Source organism: Rhodoluna limnophila (assembly GCF_005845365.1).
GTDB lineage: Bacteria > Actinomycetota > Actinomycetes > Actinomycetales > Microbacteriaceae > Rhodoluna > Rhodoluna limnophila.
This window is the reverse complement of sequence record NZ_CP040509.1, coordinates 1,306,047-1,326,583: the sequence shown is the minus strand read 5'-3', so window position 1 is coordinate 1,326,583 and position 20,537 is coordinate 1,306,047. Positions and strand designations below refer to the sequence as shown.

The window sequence follows — 20,537 nt, the reverse complement described above, 5'->3', positions numbered from 1 at the left end:
TAATGCAAATTGTCGTTGGTCTTGGGCCGGTTGAATCAGATGTGGTTCAGCCGGTGCTTGGCGACGCAATGAAGTTTGTTGAACACCCGACCGACGCCGATATTGCTGAGGCCAGCGGTGCCATTGTGCGAGCGGCTTTTGTGTTTGACCAAGCCCAATTTGCCAAAATGCCCAACCTCAGGGTGCTTGCTAGAACCGGTGTTGGAACCGATCTGGTTGACCTAAATGTGGCCGAAGAACGCGGAATAGATGTTGTCATAACTCCAGGCAGCAACACCAATGCGGTTGCCGAGGGTGCGCTGGCCCATGCATTGCACTTGACCAAGCGGCTTGGCCCACTGACCAAGTTAGTGGCCAACGGAAATTGGGATCAGCGGACTAAGTATTCAGTTGGTGACTTTGAGTCAAAGACTTTTGGCATTGTGGGTTTTGGCAGAATTGGGCGCCGAGTTGCCGAGCTTGCCAAGGCATTTGGCATGAAGGTTTTGGCGTATGACCCATTTGCGCAGATTCCCGAGGATCAAAGAGCCTCCAGCATCGAAGAACTAGTGGCTGCCAGTGATGTTATTTCGTTGCACGTGCCCCTCACCGAAGCCACAAATCAGCTGGTTAATGCCGATCTATTGGCTCAGTTCAAGCCGGGTGCTGTGCTGATTAATTGCGGGCGTGGCGCTCTGATTGACCTTGATGCAGCACATGATGCTTTGCGAAGTGGCAAACTTGGCGGTCTTGGCCTAGATGTTTTTGACCCTGAACCACCCGCGCACCACCAGATCTTTGAACACGAAAACGTGGTGCTCACACCTCACGTGATGGGTCTAAGTGTTCAATCAACTAAGCAGACTTTTATCGATGCCGCCCAGGGAGTCAGAGATTCTTTGGAAGGCCGCAAACCTCAAGCATTAGCAAAAAAGTAGAAAGCAGAAACCAATGTCAACACCAGCTGTAAAAATTGCCGGAGCCCCGATTTCTTGGGGTGTTTGTGAAGTGCCTAACTGGGGCCACCAAATGGGTCCTGAGCGTGTGCTGCGTGAAATGGCTGAACTTGGACTAGGCGCCACTGAGTTTGGTCCACTCGGATTTTTGCCGGTTGAGCCGGCAGACCGCGCGGCCGTTTTGGCTGCCCACGGTATGGAGGCCGTTGGCGGGTTTTTTCCGATTGTCATGCACCAGGCTGATTTTGACCCACTACCTGCGGTTCTAAAAGAGCTAGAGAGCTATGCAGCCTCAGGCGCCAAGACCTTGGTTCTTTCTGCCGAGACCGGCCTGGTCGGATACGACACTAAGCGCCCAGACCTTGACGAGGCTGGCTGGGATGTATTTTTCAAGAACCTTGACAGGATCCAGCAGGCAGCTGCGGCCCAAGGCGTAAAGGCTGTTCTTCACCCGCACGTTGGCACCATGGTTGAAACCAAGGCCGATGTTATGGCCGTACTTGAGGGCTCAAACATCGATTTCTGCCTAGACACTGGCCACATGATAATTGGTGGAACAGACCCAGTTGAGTTTGCTGCAAAGTATGCCAACCGTGTTGCTCACTCACACCTGAAGGATGTAAACCTTGCGGTTGCCGACCGCGTGCAGTCCGGCGAAATCACCTACTATCAGGGCATTCTCGAGGGCATGTATGTTCCGCTTGGTACCGGTGACGTAGATGTTCGATCTATCGTGCGAAACCTAATTTCATCTGGGTTTGACGGCTGGTTTGTGCTTGAGCAAGACAACGTAATTACAGCCGAGCCTGGCGAGGGCGCCGGACCTTTTGCCGAAGCCAAGCAGAGCGTTGAGTTCATCAGAGCGGTGGCCAAAGAGCTAGCTGAAGAACAGTAAACACAGATCATCGTGGCCAAAATTGCAGTAACCGGATCAACCGGATTTGTCGGCAGCAACATAGCCGCAATCCTTCAGCGATACGGTCACGAGGTTGTGGGGTTGGGGCGCAGGGGTCCCGACTTTGCTGTTCCTTGGGAGGTAGCTGTTGTTGACTTCTCGGATGTTCAATCAATCGCTGAGGCTCTGCGCGGTTGCGATGCAGTGGTGCACTGTGCGATTGCCAACGAGTTCAACCGGCTGGTAGCGGATCGCGATTATGCCTACGACTCTCTAGTCGGCATGACTTCAAGAGTGATTAGAGCCGCCAATGCGGTTGGTGCAAAACCAATCTACATTTCAACCGACTGGGTGTTAGATGGCACTCAGCACAAAGTAGTCGAGTCTGACAAAGGCAATTCGGTCAACTTTTACGGTTTCTTGAAAGCGCTGGGTGAGCAGGTCATCCGTGATTTGGCACCCGAGAATGGGGCTATTTGCCGGATTGCCGGAGTGATGGGCAAGCATCAACTAGCTGAGAGCCCGAGGTCACAAGATGTTGGCTTTGGCTACTTCGTGCACTCGTTAGTAGAGAGCATCAGTGCCGGAAACGTCTTTGAGGTTTGGGGTGGTGAGCACGTAAATAAAGTCACCACGCCATCACTTGCGGCAGAAATTGGGGCTCAGGTTGAGCGCGTAATTTCACGAAATTGCAGCGGCACATTCCACTTGGTTTGTGATGATGCAGTGAGCCGCATGGAACTAGCCAACCTGGTGTGTGAGATTTTTAACCTCGACCCTGGTTTGCTGAAAGAAGTTGAACCTCCGGCGTCAGAGTTGTTTCCTGGGCCGGTTCCAGTAGATAGTTCGCTCGACAACACGTATACAAAGAAGGCTCTGGGCATTGCTCCGCAGTCGGTGCGCCAGGTGCTTACCGCGTTCAAAGACGAGTTGGAGACAGGCCAGATCAAATCGTTGACCCAGCCCGAAAGCTGAGAGTTTTTGCGCGGATTAGAGTTGGCAAGAAAAAGGCCCGAGAATCGCTCTCGGGCCTTTTTGCTTACTCAAAACTAGCTGAGGTCAACCTTGACTGATTTGCCGGTGGTTGCCGAAAGTTGTGCGGCGTCAGCCAGGACCAAAGCCGCGCGACCGTCCTCGAAGGTCGGGTTCAAGACCTCACCGTTAGCGATGCTGGTGATGAACTGCTCAAGTTCGTGGCTGTATGAGTACGCATAGCGCTCCAAGAAGAACTCCATGTATGGGTTGCGAGCTTCAACAACCTTGTTGGTCGAAAGCTTGACTGTGGTTGGGGCCACGTTCTCGGCAAACAATGCACCGTCAGCACCAAACGCCTCAAGGCGCTGGTCGTATCCGTAGGCGCTGTGGCGTGAATTGATGATGGTAACTAGCTCTCCGCCGGCACCCTTCATGGTTACAACCACGCTGTCAAAGTCGCCAATTTCACGGATGTCGTCGCTAAAGATGTTTGCACCTGCTGCACTCACCTCAACGATGTTTGGTACAAAGAAACGGGCCATGTCGAAGTCGTGAATGGTCATGTCGCGGAAGATTCCGCCTGAAACCTCAAGGTAGGCCTTTGGCGCTGGGGCTGGGTCGCGGCTGATGATGGTTAGCTGCTCTAGCTTGCCGATGTCTCCGGCAGCAACACGTGACTGAATCTCGCTAAATTGCTTGTCGAAGCGGCGGTTGAAGCCAAGTGCAATCTTGACGCTGGCCGCATTTGCCTTGGCGCGAAGGCTGTCGACTCGGTTGATGTCTAGGTCAATTGGCTTCTCGCAAAGCACGTGAACACCAGCATCAATCGCAGCGCTGATTAGATCAATGTGAGTTGAAGTCGGTGCTGCAACGATCACTGCGTCAACCTCGCCAGAGGCAAAAACAGCTGCAGGGTCGTTGGTGGCCTTGCCGCCATACTGAGCAGCGGTCTTCTCGGCGCCTTCTAGAAATACATCGCAAACCCAGGTGAGCTCTGCATTCGCAGATGCCGCAACCGTTGCTGCGTGAACCTGGCCAATGCGGCCGGTTCCAATTAGGCCGATACGTACTTTGCTGCTCACGATGACTCCTTTGTCTGTGTTGAATCTGGTTGCTGTTTTGCCGTTGAAGGTTTTGGGGCCAAAATAATGGACCGTTCCAAGACTAGTGTCTCTGGTTCCCAAAAAACAAACCTAAAGGTAAAATGTAATAACAAATGACAAAGGAGTCGCAATGAACACAAAGCCAGACCGCAACCTAGGCATGGAGCTTGTTCGTGCGACCGAGGCAGCAGCCATCAAGGCCAGCGCATTTATTGGGCGCGGTGACAAAAACGCGGCAGACAAAGCTGCCGTTGATGCCATGCGCGAATTTCTTTCAACCGTAGATTTTGCCGGCACGGTGGTCATTGGCGAGGGTGAAAAAGATGAAGCCCCGATGCTCTTCAACGGTGAGGTCGTTGGTAACGGTAACGGGCCAGAGTGTGACGTTGCAGTAGACCCGGTAGACGGAACCTCAGTAACCGCATCAGGTCGTGCTCACGCAATCTCAGTTATCGCAGTCTCTGACCGCGGTTCAATGTACAACCCACAAGACGTTTTCTACATGGACAAGCTGGTTACCTCGGCGGCTGGCCGCGGTGCCGTAAGCCTGGACCAGAGCCCAGAAGAAAACGTGCGCGAGCTTGCCAAGGCGCTCAAAAAAGATGTCAGCGACATCACAGTTGCAATGATCGACCGACCACGTCACGTGCCGCTTCAAGAAGCAGTTCGTCGCGCCGGTGGCCGCACCCGCCTATTTCTAGACGGCGATGTTGCTGCCGGAATTCACGCTGTAACCGGAGGCGGAAACATCGACATGCTCCTCGGTATCGGCGGCGCACCAGAGGGCACCATCACGGCATGTGCCACCAAGGCGCTAAACGGATTTATGCAGGGCCGCATTGCCCCGCAGTCACCAGAAGAAATGAAGAAGGCCATTGAAGCTGGTCACGATTTGAACCGGATTTTTGAAATGGACGACCTGGTCAAGAGTGACAACACCTACTTTGTGGCCACCGGCGTGACCGATGGTTTGCTGCTTGACGGTGTGCAGAAGCACGGCGATTACCTAACCACTGACAGCATCATTCTGCGTTCGCGTTCGGGCACCATCCGCCGCGTGAAGGCTGACTACCTGGCAGCCCGCTGGCGCTAAGCGCTAAGCGCTACTTAGCTTTGGCGGTAGACCCGCGCACAACCAGAGTCGGCGCAATCGAGATGTTCCTTGGTGCTGAAGTTGTATGTTGCCCAATCCGCTCTAGCAGCAGTGAGGCAGCTTGGCGGCCGACCGGAACACCCTGCTCGTCAACCGTGGTGAGCTTTAGCAGGTACTCAGACGCAATTGGCGAGTCATCGTAACCGGCCAACGAAACGTCCTCGGGCACTCGAATGCCAGCCTCTTTGAGAGCCGAAAAAGCACCTGCGGCCATGTAGTCGTTGGCGGCGTAAATAGCTGTGAAGGTTTTTCCTGAAGCAAGTAGTTCTTTGGTCCCCATGTAGCCACCAATTTCGGTGGTTGGCTGCCCCTCGCCAAACACAGAGCCCAAAAGGCCTAGCTCTTTGGCATGCTCTGCAAAAGCCACGCGGCGGTTGATCGCGATGCCGCCAACGCCGGTCAGGTGTGCCACTCTCTGATGTCCCAGCTGTTTTAGGTGCTCAAGCATCAAACGGGTGCCGGTCGAGTCATCATTGAAAACAACGTCTGAGCCAGGCACCAGGGTTTCGCGCTTACCGATCATGACGCATGGAATATCAAGATTGTGAGTGCGCAACCCGGCAGGCTCGGTGGCCAAAACCAAACCATCTACCTTCATTGAGACAAAAGCGTCAACTGGGTCTTCGGCAAAGTTTGGGCTGCGGTGAAGATCGCTGATGATTACCTGGTAGCCGGCGTCATCAAGAATCTCACGAAGGCCCTTCAAGAAACCCAGGTATGAGAGGTTTTTGTAATCGGTGATAACAACACCGATAGACCTGGTCTTGTGGCTAGCCAGTTGCTGGGCAAAGCGGCTAGGGCGGTAGTCGAGTTCTTCAATAGCTGATTGAACCAGGAGTTTCTTTTCTTCACTGACATTGCTCTCACCGCGAATCACCAGTGACACGGTTGACTTACTCACGCCAGCCTTCAAAGCCACGTCATAGATCGTGGCGGGCTTGGCTTTTTCAGTGATTTCGGTCACAAATTACACGCTAGCCGATTAGGAGCCGAGTTTTGTTTGTTAGGACAAAATAACATTTCGGTAAAGTCGCTTCCTTCTCTCGGGGCGTAATGCTACTTTGAGTTGGAGCGCTCCATTGGAGCGCTCCAACAGACTTAGCAATAAAGCTCAAAGGAGAGAATCAATGTCAATTGGTGTAGCGGTTATCGGTGCTGGAATGGCAGGACGTGGGCACGCTGCGGCGTACCGCGCTGCTACATCTTTGTATGGTTCAGACCTGCCAGAGGTAAAGCTAGTTTCAATCGGTGACGTCAACGCACAGTTTGGTGAGGCTGCCGCAAAGCGCTTTGGCTTCGAGCGTCACGACGCAGACTGGCGTTCAATTGCTGACGACCCAAACATCCACGCAGTTAGCGTAGTTGTAGCAAACAGCTTGCACCGCGAGATCGTTGAGGGTCTGTTGGCTGCCGGCAAGCACGTGCTTTGCGAGAAGCCACTTTCAGACACCCTTGACGACGCCCGTGCCATGGTTGCTGCAGCAAACAGCGCATCAACCGTTGCACGCATCGGACTAACCTTCTTGCGCAACCCGGCAATCGCAGCAATTCAGCAGATTGTTGCTTCAGGTCAGTTGGGCAAAGTGCTTCACTTCTCGGGCAACTACTGGGCCGACTACTCAAGCGACCCAATGTCTCCGATCAGCTGGCGCTACAAGGGCGGTATGGGTACCGGTGCACTAGCTGACGTTGGTTCACACATCTCATACGTAGCCGAGTTCATCACCGGCCGACCATTCACCGCTGTTGCCGGTGCTCGTTTCTCGACTTCAATCACCGAACGTCCTATTCCGTCAGGTGCAGTTCAGGGTCACTCGGGTGCCACAGTTTCAGACCAGATGGACACCGTTGAGAACGATGACTACGCGGGCTTCATGGCTGACTTCGATGGAATTGCCGGAGCAATCCAGGTTTCACGTGTTGCCGCCGGCCACCCAACCTCACTTGAGTTTGAGGTTTACTGCGAGAAGGGTGCAGCACGCTTCACCCAGTCACGCAATGGTGAGTTTGAACTCATGCTGAACGAAGACAAGCACGGTCAGCGCGGATTCCGCACTATCCAGATCGGCCCGGCACACCCATACATCGCCGGTGGTCTGCCGGTAGACGCACCTGGTGTCAACGTTGGTCAGAACGACCAGTTCTTCTTCCAGAACCGCGCGTTCCTTCAGGAGGTTGCTGGCCTACCAGAGACCTCAGCTCTCCCTTACTGTGCAAACTTCGAAGACGGCCTTCACAACATGGAGATCATCGAAGCAGTCATCCAGTCTGGCAATTCAAACGGTGCATCAGTCGATGTTCCGACCGCAAACCCAACCTACCTACGAGGCTAAAAATGAAGTTCGGTCTATACAACGCAATCCTTCACGATCGCTCACTACCTGAGGCAATCAAGGTAATTGGTGACCTAGGTCTAACCACCATCGAACTAAACACCGGTGGCTTCTTGCCAGCAGTGCATGTTCCAACCATGGATGACATTTTGGTCAGCGACGCAGCACGCGATGACTTCTTGGCAATCTTCGAGGGCACCGGCGTTGAAATCGGTGGCTTGAACTGCAACGGAAACCCACTGCACCCAAACACAGTTATTGGTGACAAGCACGGAGAAGACGTAAAGCGTTCGATCCGCCTAGCTGGCCGCCTTGGACAGACTCGCGTGGTCACAATGTCAGGTCTCCCTGGTGGCGAGCCTGGCGCAAAGTTCCCTAACTGGCAGGTAAACGCATGGAACTCAGCCATGCTTGACGTACTTGACTACCAGTGGGGCGTAGCCTCTGCATACTGGTCAGAGGTTGACAAGCTTGCAGTAGACAACGGAGTCAAGGTGGCGCTTGAGCTGCACCCACAGAACCTAGTCTTCAACCCATCTTCAATGCGCGAGCTAGTGAAGCGTGCCGGCACCACCAACATCGGTGTTGAACTGGATGCTTCTCACTTGTTCTGGCAGCAGATGGATCCAATTGCAGTGGTCAAGGACCTCGGCTCACTGGTAGTTCACGCAGCCGCCAAGGACGTTCGCGTCAACCCACACGCAGCTATCGAGGGTGTTCTTGACAACAGCTTCCGCCGTTTGAGCCCAGATGAAAACCGCACCAACCTTGGTGGCGACGAATGGGTAAACGAATGGCCAAAGAATTCGGCTTGGGACTTTGTTGCCCTGGGCCGTGGGCACGACACCGCTTACTGGGCTGAGTTCATCAAAGCCCTGCATGATGTTGACCCAAACATGGTCCTCAACATCGAGCACGAAGATGTGTCCCTAGGACGCATCGAAGGTATCGAGGTTGCGGCCAAGGTTCTTCTCGACGCAGCAAAGATTGCCGGCGTCTAAAGAGCAGCCCCAAAGATCTCAGAGTTAGGAACAAAGGGACATTGACTAACTCGAGGACTCGTTTCAGAACAACATGAAGCGGATTCAGAAATAAAAAGCAGAAATACAACGAAGTATCAACTAGAGAAAGGGATGGCGAGAATGAAAACTCGTTTTTCAAAAGTAGTTCCACTATTTGCAGCCGCCGCGCTACTATTGGCCGGCTGTTCAGCTCCAGCTGCTGAGACCCCAACCGAAGAAACCCCAACTGGCGGAATCAAGGTTTACGTTATCGGTGGTATGCCAGCAGACCCATTCTGGGGCGTAGTTAAGGCTGGCGCCGAGGCTGCAGCAAAGGCTGTTGAAGCAGCTGGCGGTTCTGTTACCTGGCTTGGCCCAAAGAACTACGACAACCTAGGCCCTGACGCTGGAAAGCTCGTTGACGACGCTGTTTCAGCAGGTGCACAGGCAATCGTTGTTGCTGACTGGGTTCCAGACGCCGAGAACGAAGCAATCATGCGTGCAGTTGCAGCTGGTATTCCAGTTATCCACTACAACGCTGGTGGCATCGAGCAGGCTGACATCACCGGTGCACTTACCTACATCGGTGCTGACGACTACGTAGCAGGTGTTGCAGGTGGCGAGTACTTCGGTAAGGCTGGCTACAAGCACGTTCTATGTGTCAACACTGTTCCAGGTTCAGCAAACCAAGAGGCACGTTGTAAGGGTGTTGCAGATGGTGCAAAGGCTAATGGCGCAAAGTCAACTCAACTTCCACTACCTTCATCAAACTTCGGTAACCCAACCGCTGTTGCCAACGCAATCAAGGCTGCGATCAGCAAGGACGCAACCATTGACGGCATCGTAACCATCGGTGTTCAGGATGCAGACAGCGCAGCAAGCGCTATCGAGCAGGCTGGCAAGGCTGGCAAGGTTCAGCTAGGTACTTTTGACTTGTCAGAGAGCCAGCTAAACCGCATCAAGGCAGGAACTCAGTTGTTCGCAATTGACCAGCAGCCTTGGCTACAGGGTTACCTAGCAACCTCAGCAGCATGGCAGTACGCTCAGTACGGCATCTTGCCTGCTTCACGCCCACTACTAACTGGCCCTTCACTAGTCACCAAGGACAACGTAGATGTTGTTATCGCTGGTGTAGCGAACGGCGTACGTTAGTCGTAAATAGTGTGCATTGGCTGGGTCAGGCTTCGGTCTGGCCCAGCCAAAGCTCCAAAAATTCTTCAAACAATCAAGGAAAATTCTTATGAGCCAGCAGGCCAAGAGCGCTACTTCAAGCGTCAAATTCTCTAAGCAATCCGGAGGTTTCGGTGCACTTCTGCGCCGCCCGGAATTCGGTGCCCTAGTTGGTGCCTTTGCTGTTTACGTCTTCTTTGCAATTGCCGGTGGAGCTGAGTTTGTTGGCCCTGGCGGTTCTGCCAGCTGGCTAAACGTGGCCGCTGAGCTAGGCATTATTGCCCTTCCAGTTGCACTTGTAATGATCGCCGGTGACCTAGACCTTTCAGTTGGTTCGGTACTGGCTTCAAGCTCGATGACTCTAGCCATCGTTTCTGGCTACTACGGCCTTCCGACCATCGTCGGAATCATTGCAGCTCTTGCGCTAGGTACCTTGGTTGGATTCCTAAACGGTCTAATCGTTACCAAGACCAACCTGCCTTCGTTCGTTGTAACCCTAGCCATGCTGTTTGCAGTCTCAGGTTTGACCCTGGGTGCAACCCGCCTTGTGGTTAGCTCAACCGCAGTTTCACTCACCGCCGAGCCATTCTTCAAAGAGACTTTCGGCTCACTCATCGGTGGCAAATTCAGCGTGGCTATCTTCTGGTGGCTGCTAGTTGCAGTTGTCATTTCATGGATTCTTACCCAGAGCAAGTTCGGTAACTGGATTTTCGCAATCGGTGGAGACGTAGTTTCAGCTCGTGCAACCGGTATTCCAGTAGCAAAGGTTCGCATCGGTCTATTTATGGCCAGCGGATTCGGTGCAGCGCTTGTCGGTGTAATCCAGACCATCATGTACAACGGTGCCCAGGTGGCCAATGGTCAATCGTTCGTGTTCAACTCGATCATCGCTGTAGTTATCGGTGGCGTATTGCTAACCGGTGGTTACGGATCAACTGTCGGTGTGATTCTCGGAACCCTTACCTTTGCAATTGTGAACCAGGGTATCTACTACACCGGATGGAACGCCGACTGGGCTGCTCTGATCTTGGGTATCTTGCTACTAATCGCTGTACTAACCAACAACACTTTCCGCCGCTTGGCTTTGTCTGGTGGCAAAAAGGAGAAGAAGAATGACTAAGTCAGCACAGAAGCCAATTCTGGCTCTAAAGAATGTTTCAAAAATCTTTGCCGGCTACGCAGCTCTAAAAGACGTATCGCTAGAGGTCTACCCAGGCCAGGTACTTTGCCTACTGGGTGACAACGGTGCTGGTAAGTCAACACTGATCAAGGTGCTGTCAGGTTTTCACGAACCAACGTCAGGAACCCTTGAGGTAAACGGCGAGGTTGCCAACTTCAAGTCACCTAAAGATGCCAGCAACGTGGGTATCGCTACCGTTCACCAGTTCGGCGGCACCTTCCCGCTGATGAGCATTGGCCGTTCATTCTTTGTTGGCGCTGAGCCACTAAAGGGTTGGGGTCCGTTCAAGCGCTTCGACAAGAAGTTTGCCAACGAGACCGCAGTTCGCGAGATGCAGGCACTGGGCATCACCCGCGTGACTGACGGTGACCGTCTAATCGGTGGTCTATCAGGTGGTGAGCGCCAGGCATCAGCAATTGCGCGTGCGGTTTACTTTGGTGCAAACGTGCTGATTCTTGACGAGCCAACCGCAGCGCTTGGTGTTAAAGAGGCAACTCACGTTCTTCGCATCATCATGCAGGCCAAGCTCAAGGGCATCGCAGTTATTTTGGTAACTCACAACGTGTCACACGCACTAACCGTTGGTGACCACTTTGCGGTTTTGATTCGCGGCGAAAAGGCCGATGACTTTGCCAAGGGTGAGCGCACCCGTGACCAGATCACCGACCTCATGGCCGGTGGCGAGGCAATGGCTGAGCTTGAGGCTGAACTAAACACTCTTACTGGAACTATCAACCAGATTCACTAGTAAGGAATCGCCCACTCCAGTGTGGAAGGTGCTCGACTTCGGTCGGGCACCTTTTGCCTTAAGAACGACTTATTTAAGCCCCGAATCAGGTGGCAGAATTGAAACACTATGTTGATCACACCGAAGTTTGAGACAGTTGCTGAGTTGTTCTTTGCCCAGGGCAAAGAGCTCGAAAAAATCACCGATGGCGCCTTTGCCGGAGGCTCATCGATGGCAATTTATCAGGATGGTGAGCTGGCCCTAGACATTTGGCAGGGTCAGGCAAAGCCGGGGCAAGACTGGCAGTCGAACACTTCATCAGTCATCTTCTCTTGCACCAAGGGCCTCACCTCTATCGTTGCCAACCAGCTAATTGAGCGTGGTTTGCTAGACCCAGAGCAGCGCGTGGCCTACTACTGGCCAGAGTTCGCGGCCCTAGGCAAGAGTGAGGTTCCGGTCAAGTGGTTGCTTCAGCACCGCGCAGGTTTGTCTGCTGTTCGCCGCGATCTAACCCTCGATGAATTTCTCGACGGCCACACTGTGGTTGACGAGCTTGCCGCGCAAGAACCGCTGTGGGCTCCGGGCACCGGATACCAGTATCACGCTGGCACCTTTGGCCACCTGGTTGGCGAGGTGGTTCGACGCATTACCGGTCAAACCATTGGTCAGTACTTTGCCGAGCACATCGCTGGCCCACTGAATGCAGATGCCTGGATTGGCCTGCCAGCCGACAAACTTGGCCAGGTTGCACCGTTGATCACCGACGGCAAGCGTGCCTCTGGCAACCCGCTGCCGGGCACCCCAAACTATTGGATTGAAAAAGCCATGACCTTTGGCAGCGCCTTCACCGCCGAGGTTGCCGGCGAGGGCACCGGGTTCAACGACCCTCGAGTTTTGCAGTCGGAGTTTGCCGGTGCGGGCGGTGTTGCCAGTGCCAAGGCATTGGCCAAGATTTACTCTGCTTGTGTTACCGAGACCGATGGCGTGCGATTGCTGAGTGACGAAACCCTGCGCGAGGCATCGACCATCACCGTGACCGGCCCAACCGTTTGGGGTGAGCCAGGCCCATGGCCAAACCGCGGCCTCGGGTTCATGCTCGACACCCCTGGGTTCAGAGACATGATCTCACCAACCTCTTTCGGCCACGACGGTCTTGGCGGTCAAATTGCCTTCGGTGATTTCGGTTATCGAGTTGGCGTTGCCTACACCTCCAGCTACATTCACAGCGGGCCTGAAGAGCAAGATTGGCAGCAGGCAGCCATCCGTGAAGTCAAACGAATTTTGGCACAATAGAACTCTATGAATCCTGAAGAATGGCAAGGCGCGGGTGAGCCCGATGAAGCCGTTCAAACCTGGGGCGGCGAGGTCAAGGGCAAGGTTGCAATTCGCAAGTCGGGCCCAATCGTCAAGCACATCCCGTTTTATAAGTTTCCTTATTACCCCGATGTCCTTGATCTGCGTAAATGCGGTTACGAGATTGATGCCTTTGCGCAGCTCTTTGATCTGCTTGATGGCGCGCACGTGCGGCACGCTCAGGTGGCACACATCCTGTTGCATTTGCCCACCGATGAGTTTGGGCGCATGGGCGATGGCTCAGGCGGAAACCCGCTTTGGAACCCTCGTCGAGCCCGTGAACTTGAGTTTCAGGTGCGCGCTGCGCTGCACCGTTACGGCCTGAGTGACGTGCCAACTTTGCTGCGCCGGATGATTGGCAAGGCTTTTCCGGGTGATTCGATGACACACATCAGTGTGGATCTTTTGAACGTATTCTTTTGGGCAGCGCTGGCCAAAGTGGCGCGCGATTACGCCTGGCGCGACGAACGGCTTGAGTTTATGGCCGAGTACCTTGAGTACCCGGTGCGCCGAGCGTTTAGGTTGGGCTAGAGGTTTCTAGAGGTTGACCGAGCCAAAGTCGCCCACAAATTCTGGGCGCTTGACGGTCTGGCCGGCTTCTTCGGCAATCAAAAGGGCGGCTGCCCAGTCGTGCTCTTTGATGTGCTTCTCGTAGTAAACATCAACCGTGCCATCGGCCACCATGCAGGCATCTAGAGCGGCTGAGCCCATGCGGCGAATGTCAACAAACTCAGGCATCATCTGGTCAAGCTTGGCAAACTGGGCCGCGCGCTCAACTGCAGAGTATGAAAACCCGGTGGCCAAAATTTTGGTTTGGCGGTCGGCCGGCGGGCCAAAAATCTGGGTGGTCTGGCCGTTGCGAATAACCCAGGCACCACCACCGCGCTTGGCAAAGTAGGTGGTGTTTAGGGCCGGGGCAACCACTGCGCCGGCAACCCACAGGCCGGTGGCTAGGTCTTGCGCGCCAACCGATGTGGCAAAGTACGGAATACCGCGGGTGTAGTTGACCGTTCCGTCTAGCGGGTCAATGCTCCAGCGCACGGCTGCGTTGTCGCCCACCTGCTCGGCAAGTTCTTCACCGCTGATGGTGTCGTTTGGGCGTAGCTCTGCGATAACGCCGCGAACCACTTTTTCAGACGCCAAATCGGCATCGGTAACTTTGTCTTCGGCCGAGGTCTTGGATTGAATATCCAGTGGTCCGCCAAAGCGCTTAACCAGCTCGGCTGCTCCGGCGTTGGCCGCTGTCAGTGCGCAGTTGAGCAGGTCTTCAAGATATTCAGGGTTCATCTTGATATTTTACCTTCGCGTCAGGTTTCCCTGCCGGCGGTGGTTCAGCTTAGATGTTGGCTGAACTACCGGCGCTGCCGTGAGCCATCGCGCTTTCGTGCTTGCGAATCACTCGGTTGTCGCTGATCCAGTCCATCACAGCAAAAAGGACACCTGAGACCACAAAGGTTAGGTGAATGATGATTCGCCAGATGGTGCCTTGACCAACCTCAGCATGGGTGTCTTCGGCAAGCTCAACAAAGTCTTTCAGCAACTCAATAACTGAGATAGCCACGAGTGAACCAATCAGCTTGATCTTCAAACCAGAGAAGTCAACAGATCCCATCCAGTAAGGGCGGTCAACAGAACGCTCGGCAACCTCAATCTTCGAAACAAAGTTCTCGTAACCGGCAAACAGCACAATCAAAATCAGGTTGGCCATTAGCACCAGGTCAAGCAGCGCCAAGAGATCAAGTACAAAACTGTGGTCATCGTGCAGCAGCACGTTCTGCACCATGGCAATGAACTCAATTACAAACTTGTAGGCAAGCACTGCCAGTACACCGATGAGCCCTAGGTACAGCGGCGCCAATAGCCAGCGTGACCAAAAGATGCTGCGTTCGATGACATTTGAGAGTTTGCTCATAAAAAGAAATTCCGTTTCTGTTCGCTGGACTTATCCTAACCAAACGTGATTTTGAGAATGAATGTCGGAGGCTGGAACTACGTTGGTTGCGAGTCGCTCAACTTGATTTTCAGGGGGGGGGGGGGCTTAAATGAGATTAGGGGGAATCACATGTCATCAACTGAAGACAAAACGCTGTCCAAACTTTGGAAGCGCTCGACGGACCTAAACAACCCCAACCGCCACAAGGCCATGTTTGATTTGGCATTTCATCTGTGGAACACCAACGAGCACGAAGACGCCGTTGCGGTTGCCGGCGGCCTGATTGATGCTCTTGCTGACGAGCGCGGATCTGCACTTTGGGTAGAGGCCAACCGACTTAAGAGCCTTGCCCTGCACGACTCTGCTCGCGATGACGAAGCCATCGAGTCAATTAAAGAGGCCCTGCAATTTGCCGACCTAGTTGGCAACGCACTTGATTACGCATTTATGCAGTGGCACCTGGCCGACTGCTACCGAACCACTTTGCAAGAAGACAAACAAGAGGTTGCCTACCGCGAGGCCATTCTTGGTTTTGCCGAGGCCGGTCACGAATACTTTCAGGGTCAGGCCCACCTTGACCTTGGCTCACTTTTGGCTAGCCGCATGCGCTATGCCGAGGCCCGCGAGAGCCTGCTTCGAGCCTTGCCGCTACTAGAGGCGCACAGTCGCACCGATCGCGTAATTCTTACCAAGTTCAAGCTGGCCTTTGTTGACCGTCAACTGGGCAACCTGCACGAGGCCCTAACCGCAGCGCAAGAAGGCCTGGCAATTGCCAAGTTCTCTAACGACCTAATGGGTGAGCGAGAGTGCACCATCGAGGCCAGCAACATTCACTCGGCAATGGGCAACTCTGAGGTTGCCGTTAGTTTGCTGCAGTCGGTCATTGCCGACAATGACGTAAAAGAAAAGCACGAGACCACGGCTAAGGCCATGTATCACCTGGGTCAGCACCTGATTGCTGACGGTCAGGTTGATGCAGGGTGCACCATGCTCGAGTCAGTTGTTCCGTTGTTGAGGGCGGTTGGGCTCAAGAGTCTGGCGCAAAACACTGAGCTAACCCTGCTGCACCAGCGCTAAACCCGGGTTTTACACAGGTTAGTTTCCACTGGCCAAAGTTATTGAGTTCTGAATAAGACTTTGATAACTTAGCCGTATTGCGATTGGCTCACACCCAATCCCCCCCGGCGGTATATCCGCCGGGTTTTTTACTTAACGAGGTTCTAATGCCGCGCATGTTGGTTTGTGTTGACGGACTCAACATTTTTCATGCGCTTCGTGATTTGGACGAGGATCTTCTAAAAATCGATCTGATGGCCCTTTCGAAGTTCATTGCCGATGGGCACGGAATATCAGAAGTGCGGGTCCAATATTTCACAGCAAAAATCAGGCATCTTGGCAACTCAGTCAAGGAAGCCCAAGATAAATATTTGGCTGAACTTCGATCATCCGGGGTAGGGGTTGTCCTTGGCGAATTTAGGAGCCAGTCTCAAAATTGTCCACATTGTGAGACCAAATTCTGGAAACATCAAGAGAAGCAGACAGATGTTGCTTTGGCTACAGAACTAGTCAAAGGTGCCTTGAGCGGCGAATACGAAGAGATTCTCTTGTTTAGCGCGGACTCAGACTTCCTGCCAGCTGTCCAATTCGTAACCCAAGAATGCCCTTGGATCACAATTCGAATCGTCTCGACGGTGGCGTACTTGAGGCCTGTTTACGCAACTCTCGTAAGAGCAAGTCAGGGGCAAATAAGGCTCAGCGCCGAGTTGGTGTCTAAGTTCCAATTTGGCCCTACTATTTAGATAACTGAACGATATGGGGGTATCGAAATGGCAACAATCACAATCGGTAAAAGTTTCGGTGCAATTGCTCTTGCGCTAGGTCTGGTCCTTTCATCGGGGATTGGCGCAACAGAGGCCGCAACAGTTAAGGCCGGCGCCAAATGCACAACGCTAAACAAAAAATCCACGGTCGGCCTAAAGACCTACACGTGTGTGAAGTCAGGTAGCAAAAAGGTTTGGAAACTCACCTCCACGGCACCCGCGCTTGGCAGTGCAAAGCGACCTGTACCAGTTGGAACATCTCTAAAAATCGGAAACTTCAAGTTCACCTTCAACGAATACGTTGACGACGCATCTTGGTACGTATGTTCAGAAAACATGTTTAACGACGGCTGCACTTACGACGATAACTACGACGGTATTCCTGACCCTGAAGCAACAACCCGCTGGGTTCAGTTCAACGTCACAGCTACCAACATGGGTGATGAAACCGAAGAACCATACATTGCTGAGGTGGGCGTAGTGGCTGGCGGAAAACTTATTTCCCAAGGCATCTTCGGGCCGACAGTTTCTGATGACCTAGGTGACATTGCAATCATGCCGGGTTTCAGCGACACCGGCAGCCTATACGTGCAGTTGGACATTTCGAAAGACCCAAGCCAAATGGTTCTGATTCCAAGCTCTTGGGACAACAAGTACTACTTCTTTAACGTTCAGTAACCAAACGACTCATTTCTCGGGTTCCCCGCGCTCTCATGACAGACTGAACATGAGGGCCGGGGGTCCTCTAGAGAGGATTCACCGTGAGTCACCGCGGAATTACTTCAACTAACTTTTCAATCGCCGACATTTCACTTGCCGAGACAGGCCGCCACCAAATTAGCCTGGCCCAAAACGAGATGCCTGGACTCATGGCAGTTCGTGCCGAGTATGCCCAGAGCCAGCCGCTATCCGGGGCGCGCATCTCAGTATCGCTGTCAATCACCGTGCAAACGGCCGTTTTGGTCGAGACCCTGGTGGCCCTTGGTGCCCGCGTGCGTTTGGCCAGCTGCAACATCTTCTCTAGCCAGGATGAAGCTGCTGCCGCCCTGGTTGTTGGCACCGGCACCCCCGAGGCGCCGGCCGGAATTTCAGTGTTTGGTTGGAAGGGCGAGAGCTCGAAAGAGTTTTGGTGGTGCCTGGACCAGATTCTGGATTGGTCAAACTACCCTGACGCCGAGGGCAACACACACCTGGGCCCAACCAGCATCATCGATGACGGTGGCGACCTGATTTACTTGGTTCACCAGGGCATTGAATTTGAAAAGTCTGGCGTTTTGCATATGCAAAATTCATGGATCGAATCCGAGCACGAGATTGTTCGCGAACTACTTGCCGCCTCACAGACCAAAAACCCAACCCGTTTTGCCACGCTGGTTAGCCAGATGATTGGTGCCAGTGAAGAAACCACCACCGGCATTCAGCGCCTTGAAGAGCTCTCACGCAAGGGCGAACTCAAGTTTCCGGTGATCAACGTCAACGACGCCGTGACCAAATCAAAGTTCGACAACAAATACGGCATTCGTCACTCACTGGTTGACGGCCTAAACCGCGCGACCGATGTTCTCATCGGTGGAAAAGTGGCCTTTGTTGCCGGCTATGGAGACGTTGGCAAGGGATGCGCCGAGGCGCTGGCGGGTCAGGGTGCGCGCGTAATCATCGGTGAAATTGACCCGATTTGCGCTCTGCAGGCGGCCATGGATGGCTACCAGGTTGCCCAGCTTGAAGAGGTTATTGAGCAGCTGGACTTTGTGATCACCGCCACCGGCAATATTGACATAGTCAGACCCGAGCATTTTTTGAAGCTGAAGAACCTGGCCATTTTGGCCAACGTCGGTCACTTCGATAACGAGATTGACATGCACGGGCTTGAAGCACTGCCCGGCGCCCAGAAGGTTCAAATTAAGCCGCTGGTTGACCAATGGACTCTGCCAAACGGCCGCTCAATTTTGCTGCTCAGCGAGGGGCGCGTGATGAACCTCGGCAATGCCACCGGCCACCCGAGTTTTGTGATGAGTGCGTCGTTCACCAACCAGGCCATGGCCCAGATTGAGCTTGCCGAAAACGCCGCCAACCTTGAGCCACGGGTGCATTTGATTGGCAAACTAGCCGACGAAAAAGTTGCCAGGTTGCACCTGCCAGCCCTTGGGGTTTCGCTGACCAAACTGAGTGAGCGCCAGGCTGGTTATATTTCTGTGCCAGTTGAAGGCCCATACAAACCTGAGCAATACCGCTACTAGAGCGCGAATTACAAAATCTGCAAGCGGGTCAAAAACTCTTTGGTGCGCGGCTGCTTTGGGTTGGCAAAAAACTCTGCCGCTTCACCCTCTTCAACAATCGCGCCCTGATCTAAAAAGACCACCCAGTCGGCAACATCGCGGGCAAAAGACATTTCGTGAGTTGCCATGATGATGGTCGTGCCCGATTTTTTGAGGTCGCGAATCAGCTCAAGCACCTCACCAACCAGCTCAGGGTCAAGCGCGCTGGTCACCTCATCAAGCAGCAAAAGCTTGGGGTTCAAAGCCACCGCCCGCACAATTGCCGTGCGCTGCTGCTGGCCGCCCGAGAGTTTATCGGGGAAGGACTTTGCCTTATCAGCCAAGCCAATTCGCGATAGCCACTGCATTGCAACCTCGTCGGCCTCAGCCTTGGTCTTGCCCTGCACGTGGCGCAGCGCCAGCGTGATGTTGTCAAGAATGCTCAGGTGCGCAAAGAGGTTGTATGACTGAAAAACCATGCCAACATCGCGGCGAACTTCATCCTGATCAATGCCGGCAACACTGATGTCGCGCCCTTCAAGCCAAATTTGCCCGTCACTGATTTCTTCAATCAGGTTGATGCAGCGCAGCATGGTTGATTTGCCCGAGCCAGATGACCCAATCAGGGCCACAATTTGACCCGGATAAATCTCGAGGTCAACGCCATTCAAAATCACGCGCTCGTCATATTGCTTACGTAAATTGCGCACTTTTAGTCGCGGGTTAGACCAGTCAATCTCGGTCACCGCGCCCGGCTGGTTTAGGTTGCTGGGGCTCAAAGGGCGCTCCCTGCTTGCTCGCGCTGAGCATACTTTTGGCTAATCCGGTCGGCAAAGCGCACCGATGGAATTGCCAGCAGCACAAACAACAGACCGGCAACAACATAGGGCGTGAAGTTGGCATACTTGGCCACCTCAATCTGGGCACCGCGCACGGCATCAACCGCACCCAAAATTGAGATCAAGCCAACGTCTTTTTGCAGAGCCACAAAGTCGTTCATCAGTGGTGGGGCAACGCGCCTAACCGCCTGCGGCAAAACCACCAGGCGCATGGTCTTTGAATAGCTGAGGCCCAGTGAGCGGGCGGCCAACCGCTGCGATGGGTGGATGCTCTCGATGCCGGCTCTAAACACCTCAGACACATAAGCCGAGTAGGTGAGAATCAGGGCAACTGTGCCAAGCACCTCGGCCGGGATTCGACCTAAGAATTCAAGGCGCAAACCAGGGATTCCGAAGCCCACAATGTAGAGCACGATGATGAGTGGCAGGCCTCTGAAAAAGTCAACATAACCGCGGGCAAAGATGCGCAGCGGAAAAAACACTGGGTTGCGCAGCGTGCGCATAATGGCCAGCAGCAGGCCAAAAATCAGCACACCGATAACCGCAAAAACCAAAACCCGAAGGTTTAGCCAAAGGCCTTCGAGTACGCGCGGGAAAGCCCCGATCGCGGTGTCCCAGTCGAAGAATGAGGTTGAGACGCGCTCCCATCCGGGTGTGTTTACGAGCGCTAAAACTGCAACCGCAGCAAAGACCACAGTGCTGATAAATGACACCAGGGTTGAGCGGCGCTTTTTGCTGGCGCGATAAACCCGGCGAGCAAGTTCAGCCTCTGAGGGCTGGTATTCGCGGGTCTCGCTGGCCATTTTTTGCTTTCGGTAATTGGGCGAAAACTGAAGGGGAGGCAGTCAGTGACTACCTCCCCAAT

Annotated in this window: 21 protein-coding genes; 15 read left to right on the top strand and 6 right to left on the bottom strand. The window is 53.8% G+C overall.

From position 1 onward, the window contains the following. Nucleotides 1-2 precede the first annotated feature (2 nt). From FFA38_RS06480 to FFA38_RS06470, 3 genes are read left to right on the top strand one after another with little or no spacing between them, the layout of a single operon-like run. Nucleotides 3-917, top strand: coding sequence for an NAD(P)-dependent oxidoreductase (locus FFA38_RS06480; protein WP_138315931.1), 915 nt, complete (start codon nt 3-5; stop codon nt 915-917). 13 nt (nt 918-930) lie between these two features. Beyond that, nucleotides 931-1,830, top strand: a complete 900-nt coding sequence (locus FFA38_RS06475; protein ID WP_138315930.1) for a sugar phosphate isomerase/epimerase family protein — start codon at nt 931-933, stop codon at nt 1,828-1,830. A gap of 12 nt (nt 1,831-1,842) precedes the next feature. Next, nucleotides 1,843-2,805 carry an SDR family oxidoreductase gene (locus FFA38_RS06470; protein WP_172956028.1) on the top strand — a complete coding sequence of 321 codons (963 nt, stop codon included), beginning with the start codon at nt 1,843-1,845 and terminating at the stop codon, nt 2,803-2,805. 74 nt (nt 2,806-2,879) lie between these two features. Here FFA38_RS06470 and iolG read toward each other — a convergent pair whose 3' ends face one another. Next, entirely contained in the window at nt 2,880-3,890 is a 1,011-nt protein-coding gene (iolG, locus tag FFA38_RS06465) for an inositol 2-dehydrogenase (RefSeq protein ID WP_138276091.1), read from the bottom strand. Nucleotides 3,891-4,038: 148 nt separating this feature from the next. On the opposite strand from iolG, the gene glpX reads away from it, so the two are divergent. Beyond that, entirely contained in the window at nt 4,039-5,001 is a 963-nt protein-coding gene (gene glpX / locus FFA38_RS06460) for a class II fructose-bisphosphatase (RefSeq protein ID WP_246030944.1), read from the top strand. A 10-nt stretch (nt 5,002-5,011) separates the two neighbouring features. Here glpX and FFA38_RS06455 read toward each other — a convergent pair whose 3' ends face one another. Next, nucleotides 5,012-6,025 (bottom strand): LacI family DNA-binding transcriptional regulator, encoded by a 1,014-nt coding sequence (locus FFA38_RS06455; protein WP_138315928.1) that lies wholly within the window; start codon nt 6,023-6,025, stop codon nt 5,012-5,014. A 163-nt stretch (nt 6,026-6,188) separates the two neighbouring features. Between FFA38_RS06455 and FFA38_RS06450 the strand changes: the two genes are divergently transcribed. The 7 genes from FFA38_RS06450 to FFA38_RS06420 all read left to right on the top strand — a co-directional run bounded on the left by FFA38_RS06450 (nt 6,189) and on the right by FFA38_RS06420 (nt 13,356). Next, nucleotides 6,189-7,394, top strand: coding sequence for a Gfo/Idh/MocA family protein (locus FFA38_RS06450; protein WP_138315927.1), 1,206 nt, complete (start codon nt 6,189-6,191; stop codon nt 7,392-7,394). Between the two features lie 2 nt (nt 7,395-7,396). Next, complete coding sequence (locus FFA38_RS06445; protein WP_138315926.1) at nt 7,397-8,395, top strand: sugar phosphate isomerase/epimerase family protein; 999 nt, start codon at nt 7,397-7,399, stop codon at nt 8,393-8,395. Nucleotides 8,396-8,536: 141 nt separating this feature from the next. Continuing rightward, on the top strand, nt 8,537-9,547 hold the full coding sequence (locus FFA38_RS06440) for a sugar ABC transporter substrate-binding protein (RefSeq protein WP_138275930.1): 1,011 nt from the start codon (nt 8,537-8,539) through the stop codon (nt 9,545-9,547). Between the two features lie 88 nt (nt 9,548-9,635). Further along, nucleotides 9,636-10,685: an ABC transporter permease gene (locus FFA38_RS06435; RefSeq protein WP_138275929.1), complete on the top strand. Its 1,050-nt coding sequence runs from the start codon at nt 9,636-9,638 to the stop codon at nt 10,683-10,685. Continuing rightward, nucleotides 10,678-11,493 carry an ATP-binding cassette domain-containing protein gene (locus tag FFA38_RS06430; RefSeq protein ID WP_138315925.1) on the top strand — a complete coding sequence of 272 codons (816 nt, stop codon included), beginning with the start codon at nt 10,678-10,680 and terminating at the stop codon, nt 11,491-11,493. The genes FFA38_RS06435 and FFA38_RS06430 overlap by 8 nt, the downstream gene beginning before the upstream one ends. 108 nt (nt 11,494-11,601) lie before the next feature. Further along, nucleotides 11,602-12,765 (top strand): serine hydrolase domain-containing protein, encoded by a 1,164-nt coding sequence (locus tag FFA38_RS06425; RefSeq protein ID WP_138315924.1) that lies wholly within the window; start codon nt 11,602-11,604, stop codon nt 12,763-12,765. Nucleotides 12,766-12,771: 6 nt separating this feature from the next. Then, entirely contained in the window at nt 12,772-13,356 is a 585-nt protein-coding gene (locus FFA38_RS06420; protein WP_138315923.1) for a hypothetical protein, read from the top strand. Nucleotides 13,357-13,362: 6 nt separating this feature from the next. Here FFA38_RS06420 and FFA38_RS06415 read toward each other — a convergent pair whose 3' ends face one another. Both FFA38_RS06415 and FFA38_RS06410 read right to left on the bottom strand, forming a co-directional pair. After that, entirely contained in the window at nt 13,363-14,112 is a 750-nt protein-coding gene (locus tag FFA38_RS06415) for an inositol monophosphatase family protein (RefSeq protein WP_138315922.1), read from the bottom strand. Nucleotides 14,113-14,161: 49 nt separating this feature from the next. Further along, nucleotides 14,162-14,737, bottom strand: a complete 576-nt coding sequence (locus FFA38_RS06410) for a TIGR00645 family protein (RefSeq protein WP_138275924.1) — start codon at nt 14,735-14,737, stop codon at nt 14,162-14,164. 150 nt (nt 14,738-14,887) lie between these two features. Between FFA38_RS06410 and FFA38_RS06405 the strand changes: the two genes are divergently transcribed. The 4 genes from FFA38_RS06405 (at nt 14,888) to ahcY (ending at nt 18,815) form a co-directional block, all read left to right on the top strand. Continuing rightward, on the top strand, nt 14,888-15,835 hold the full coding sequence (locus FFA38_RS06405; protein WP_138315921.1) for a tetratricopeptide repeat protein: 948 nt from the start codon (nt 14,888-14,890) through the stop codon (nt 15,833-15,835). A gap of 146 nt (nt 15,836-15,981) precedes the next feature. Next, nucleotides 15,982-16,557: an NYN domain-containing protein gene (locus FFA38_RS06400; RefSeq protein WP_138315920.1), complete on the top strand. Its 576-nt coding sequence runs from the start codon at nt 15,982-15,984 to the stop codon at nt 16,555-16,557. 27 nt (nt 16,558-16,584) lie between these two features. Then, nucleotides 16,585-17,256, top strand: coding sequence for a hypothetical protein (locus FFA38_RS06395; protein WP_138315919.1), 672 nt, complete (start codon nt 16,585-16,587; stop codon nt 17,254-17,256). 83 nt (nt 17,257-17,339) lie between these two features. Continuing rightward, the gene (gene ahcY / locus FFA38_RS06390; RefSeq protein ID WP_253786167.1) at nt 17,340-18,815 is read left to right on the top strand and encodes an adenosylhomocysteinase; all 1,476 of its coding nucleotides are present in this window, start codon (nt 17,340-17,342) and stop codon (nt 18,813-18,815) included. Between the two features lie 8 nt (nt 18,816-18,823). On the opposite strand, the gene FFA38_RS06385 is transcribed toward ahcY, so the two are convergent. Together FFA38_RS06385 and FFA38_RS06380 are read right to left on the bottom strand one after the other, a co-directional pair. Then, nucleotides 18,824-19,612: an amino acid ABC transporter ATP-binding protein gene (locus FFA38_RS06385; protein ID WP_253786165.1), complete on the bottom strand. Its 789-nt coding sequence runs from the start codon at nt 19,610-19,612 to the stop codon at nt 18,824-18,826. Then, nucleotides 19,609-20,475, bottom strand: coding sequence for an amino acid ABC transporter permease (locus FFA38_RS06380; protein ID WP_138315918.1), 867 nt, complete (start codon nt 20,473-20,475; stop codon nt 19,609-19,611). The genes FFA38_RS06385 and FFA38_RS06380 overlap by 4 nt, the downstream gene beginning before the upstream one ends. Nucleotides 20,476-20,537: the final 62 nt, after the last annotated feature.

Bases quoted from the DNA above. Each gene is read 5' to 3' on its own strand.
- FFA38_RS06420 (WP_138315923.1), top strand. From the start codon at position 12,772: ATGAATCCTGAAGAATGGCAAGGCGCGGGTGAGCCCGATGAAGCCGTT.
- FFA38_RS06475 (WP_138315930.1), top strand. From the start codon at position 931: ATGTCAACACCAGCTGTAAAAATTGCCGGAGCCCCGATTTCTTGGGGT.
- glpX (WP_246030944.1), top strand. From the start codon at position 4,039: ATGAACACAAAGCCAGACCGCAACCTAGGCATGGAGCTTGTTCGTGCG.
- FFA38_RS06480 (WP_138315931.1), top strand. From the start codon at position 3: ATGCAAATTGTCGTTGGTCTTGGGCCGGTTGAATCAGATGTGGTTCAG.
- FFA38_RS06405 (WP_138315921.1), top strand. From the start codon at position 14,888: ATGTCATCAACTGAAGACAAAACGCTGTCCAAACTTTGGAAGCGCTCG.
- FFA38_RS06400 (WP_138315920.1), top strand. From the start codon at position 15,982: ATGCCGCGCATGTTGGTTTGTGTTGACGGACTCAACATTTTTCATGCG.
- FFA38_RS06450 (WP_138315927.1), top strand. From the start codon at position 6,189: ATGTCAATTGGTGTAGCGGTTATCGGTGCTGGAATGGCAGGACGTGGG.
- FFA38_RS06410 (WP_138275924.1), bottom strand. From the start codon at position 14,737: ATGAGCAAACTCTCAAATGTCATCGAACGCAGCATCTTTTGGTCACGC.
- FFA38_RS06430 (WP_138315925.1), top strand. From the start codon at position 10,678: ATGACTAAGTCAGCACAGAAGCCAATTCTGGCTCTAAAGAATGTTTCA.
- FFA38_RS06395 (WP_138315919.1), top strand. From the start codon at position 16,585: ATGGCAACAATCACAATCGGTAAAAGTTTCGGTGCAATTGCTCTTGCG.
- FFA38_RS06445 (WP_138315926.1), top strand. From the start codon at position 7,397: ATGAAGTTCGGTCTATACAACGCAATCCTTCACGATCGCTCACTACCT.
- FFA38_RS06425 (WP_138315924.1), top strand. From the start codon at position 11,602: ATGTTGATCACACCGAAGTTTGAGACAGTTGCTGAGTTGTTCTTTGCC.
- FFA38_RS06440 (WP_138275930.1), top strand. From the start codon at position 8,537: ATGAAAACTCGTTTTTCAAAAGTAGTTCCACTATTTGCAGCCGCCGCG.
- FFA38_RS06380 (WP_138315918.1), bottom strand. From the start codon at position 20,475: ATGGCCAGCGAGACCCGCGAATACCAGCCCTCAGAGGCTGAACTTGCT.
- FFA38_RS06415 (WP_138315922.1), bottom strand. From the start codon at position 14,112: ATGAACCCTGAATATCTTGAAGACCTGCTCAACTGCGCACTGACAGCG.
- FFA38_RS06435 (WP_138275929.1), top strand. From the start codon at position 9,636: ATGAGCCAGCAGGCCAAGAGCGCTACTTCAAGCGTCAAATTCTCTAAG.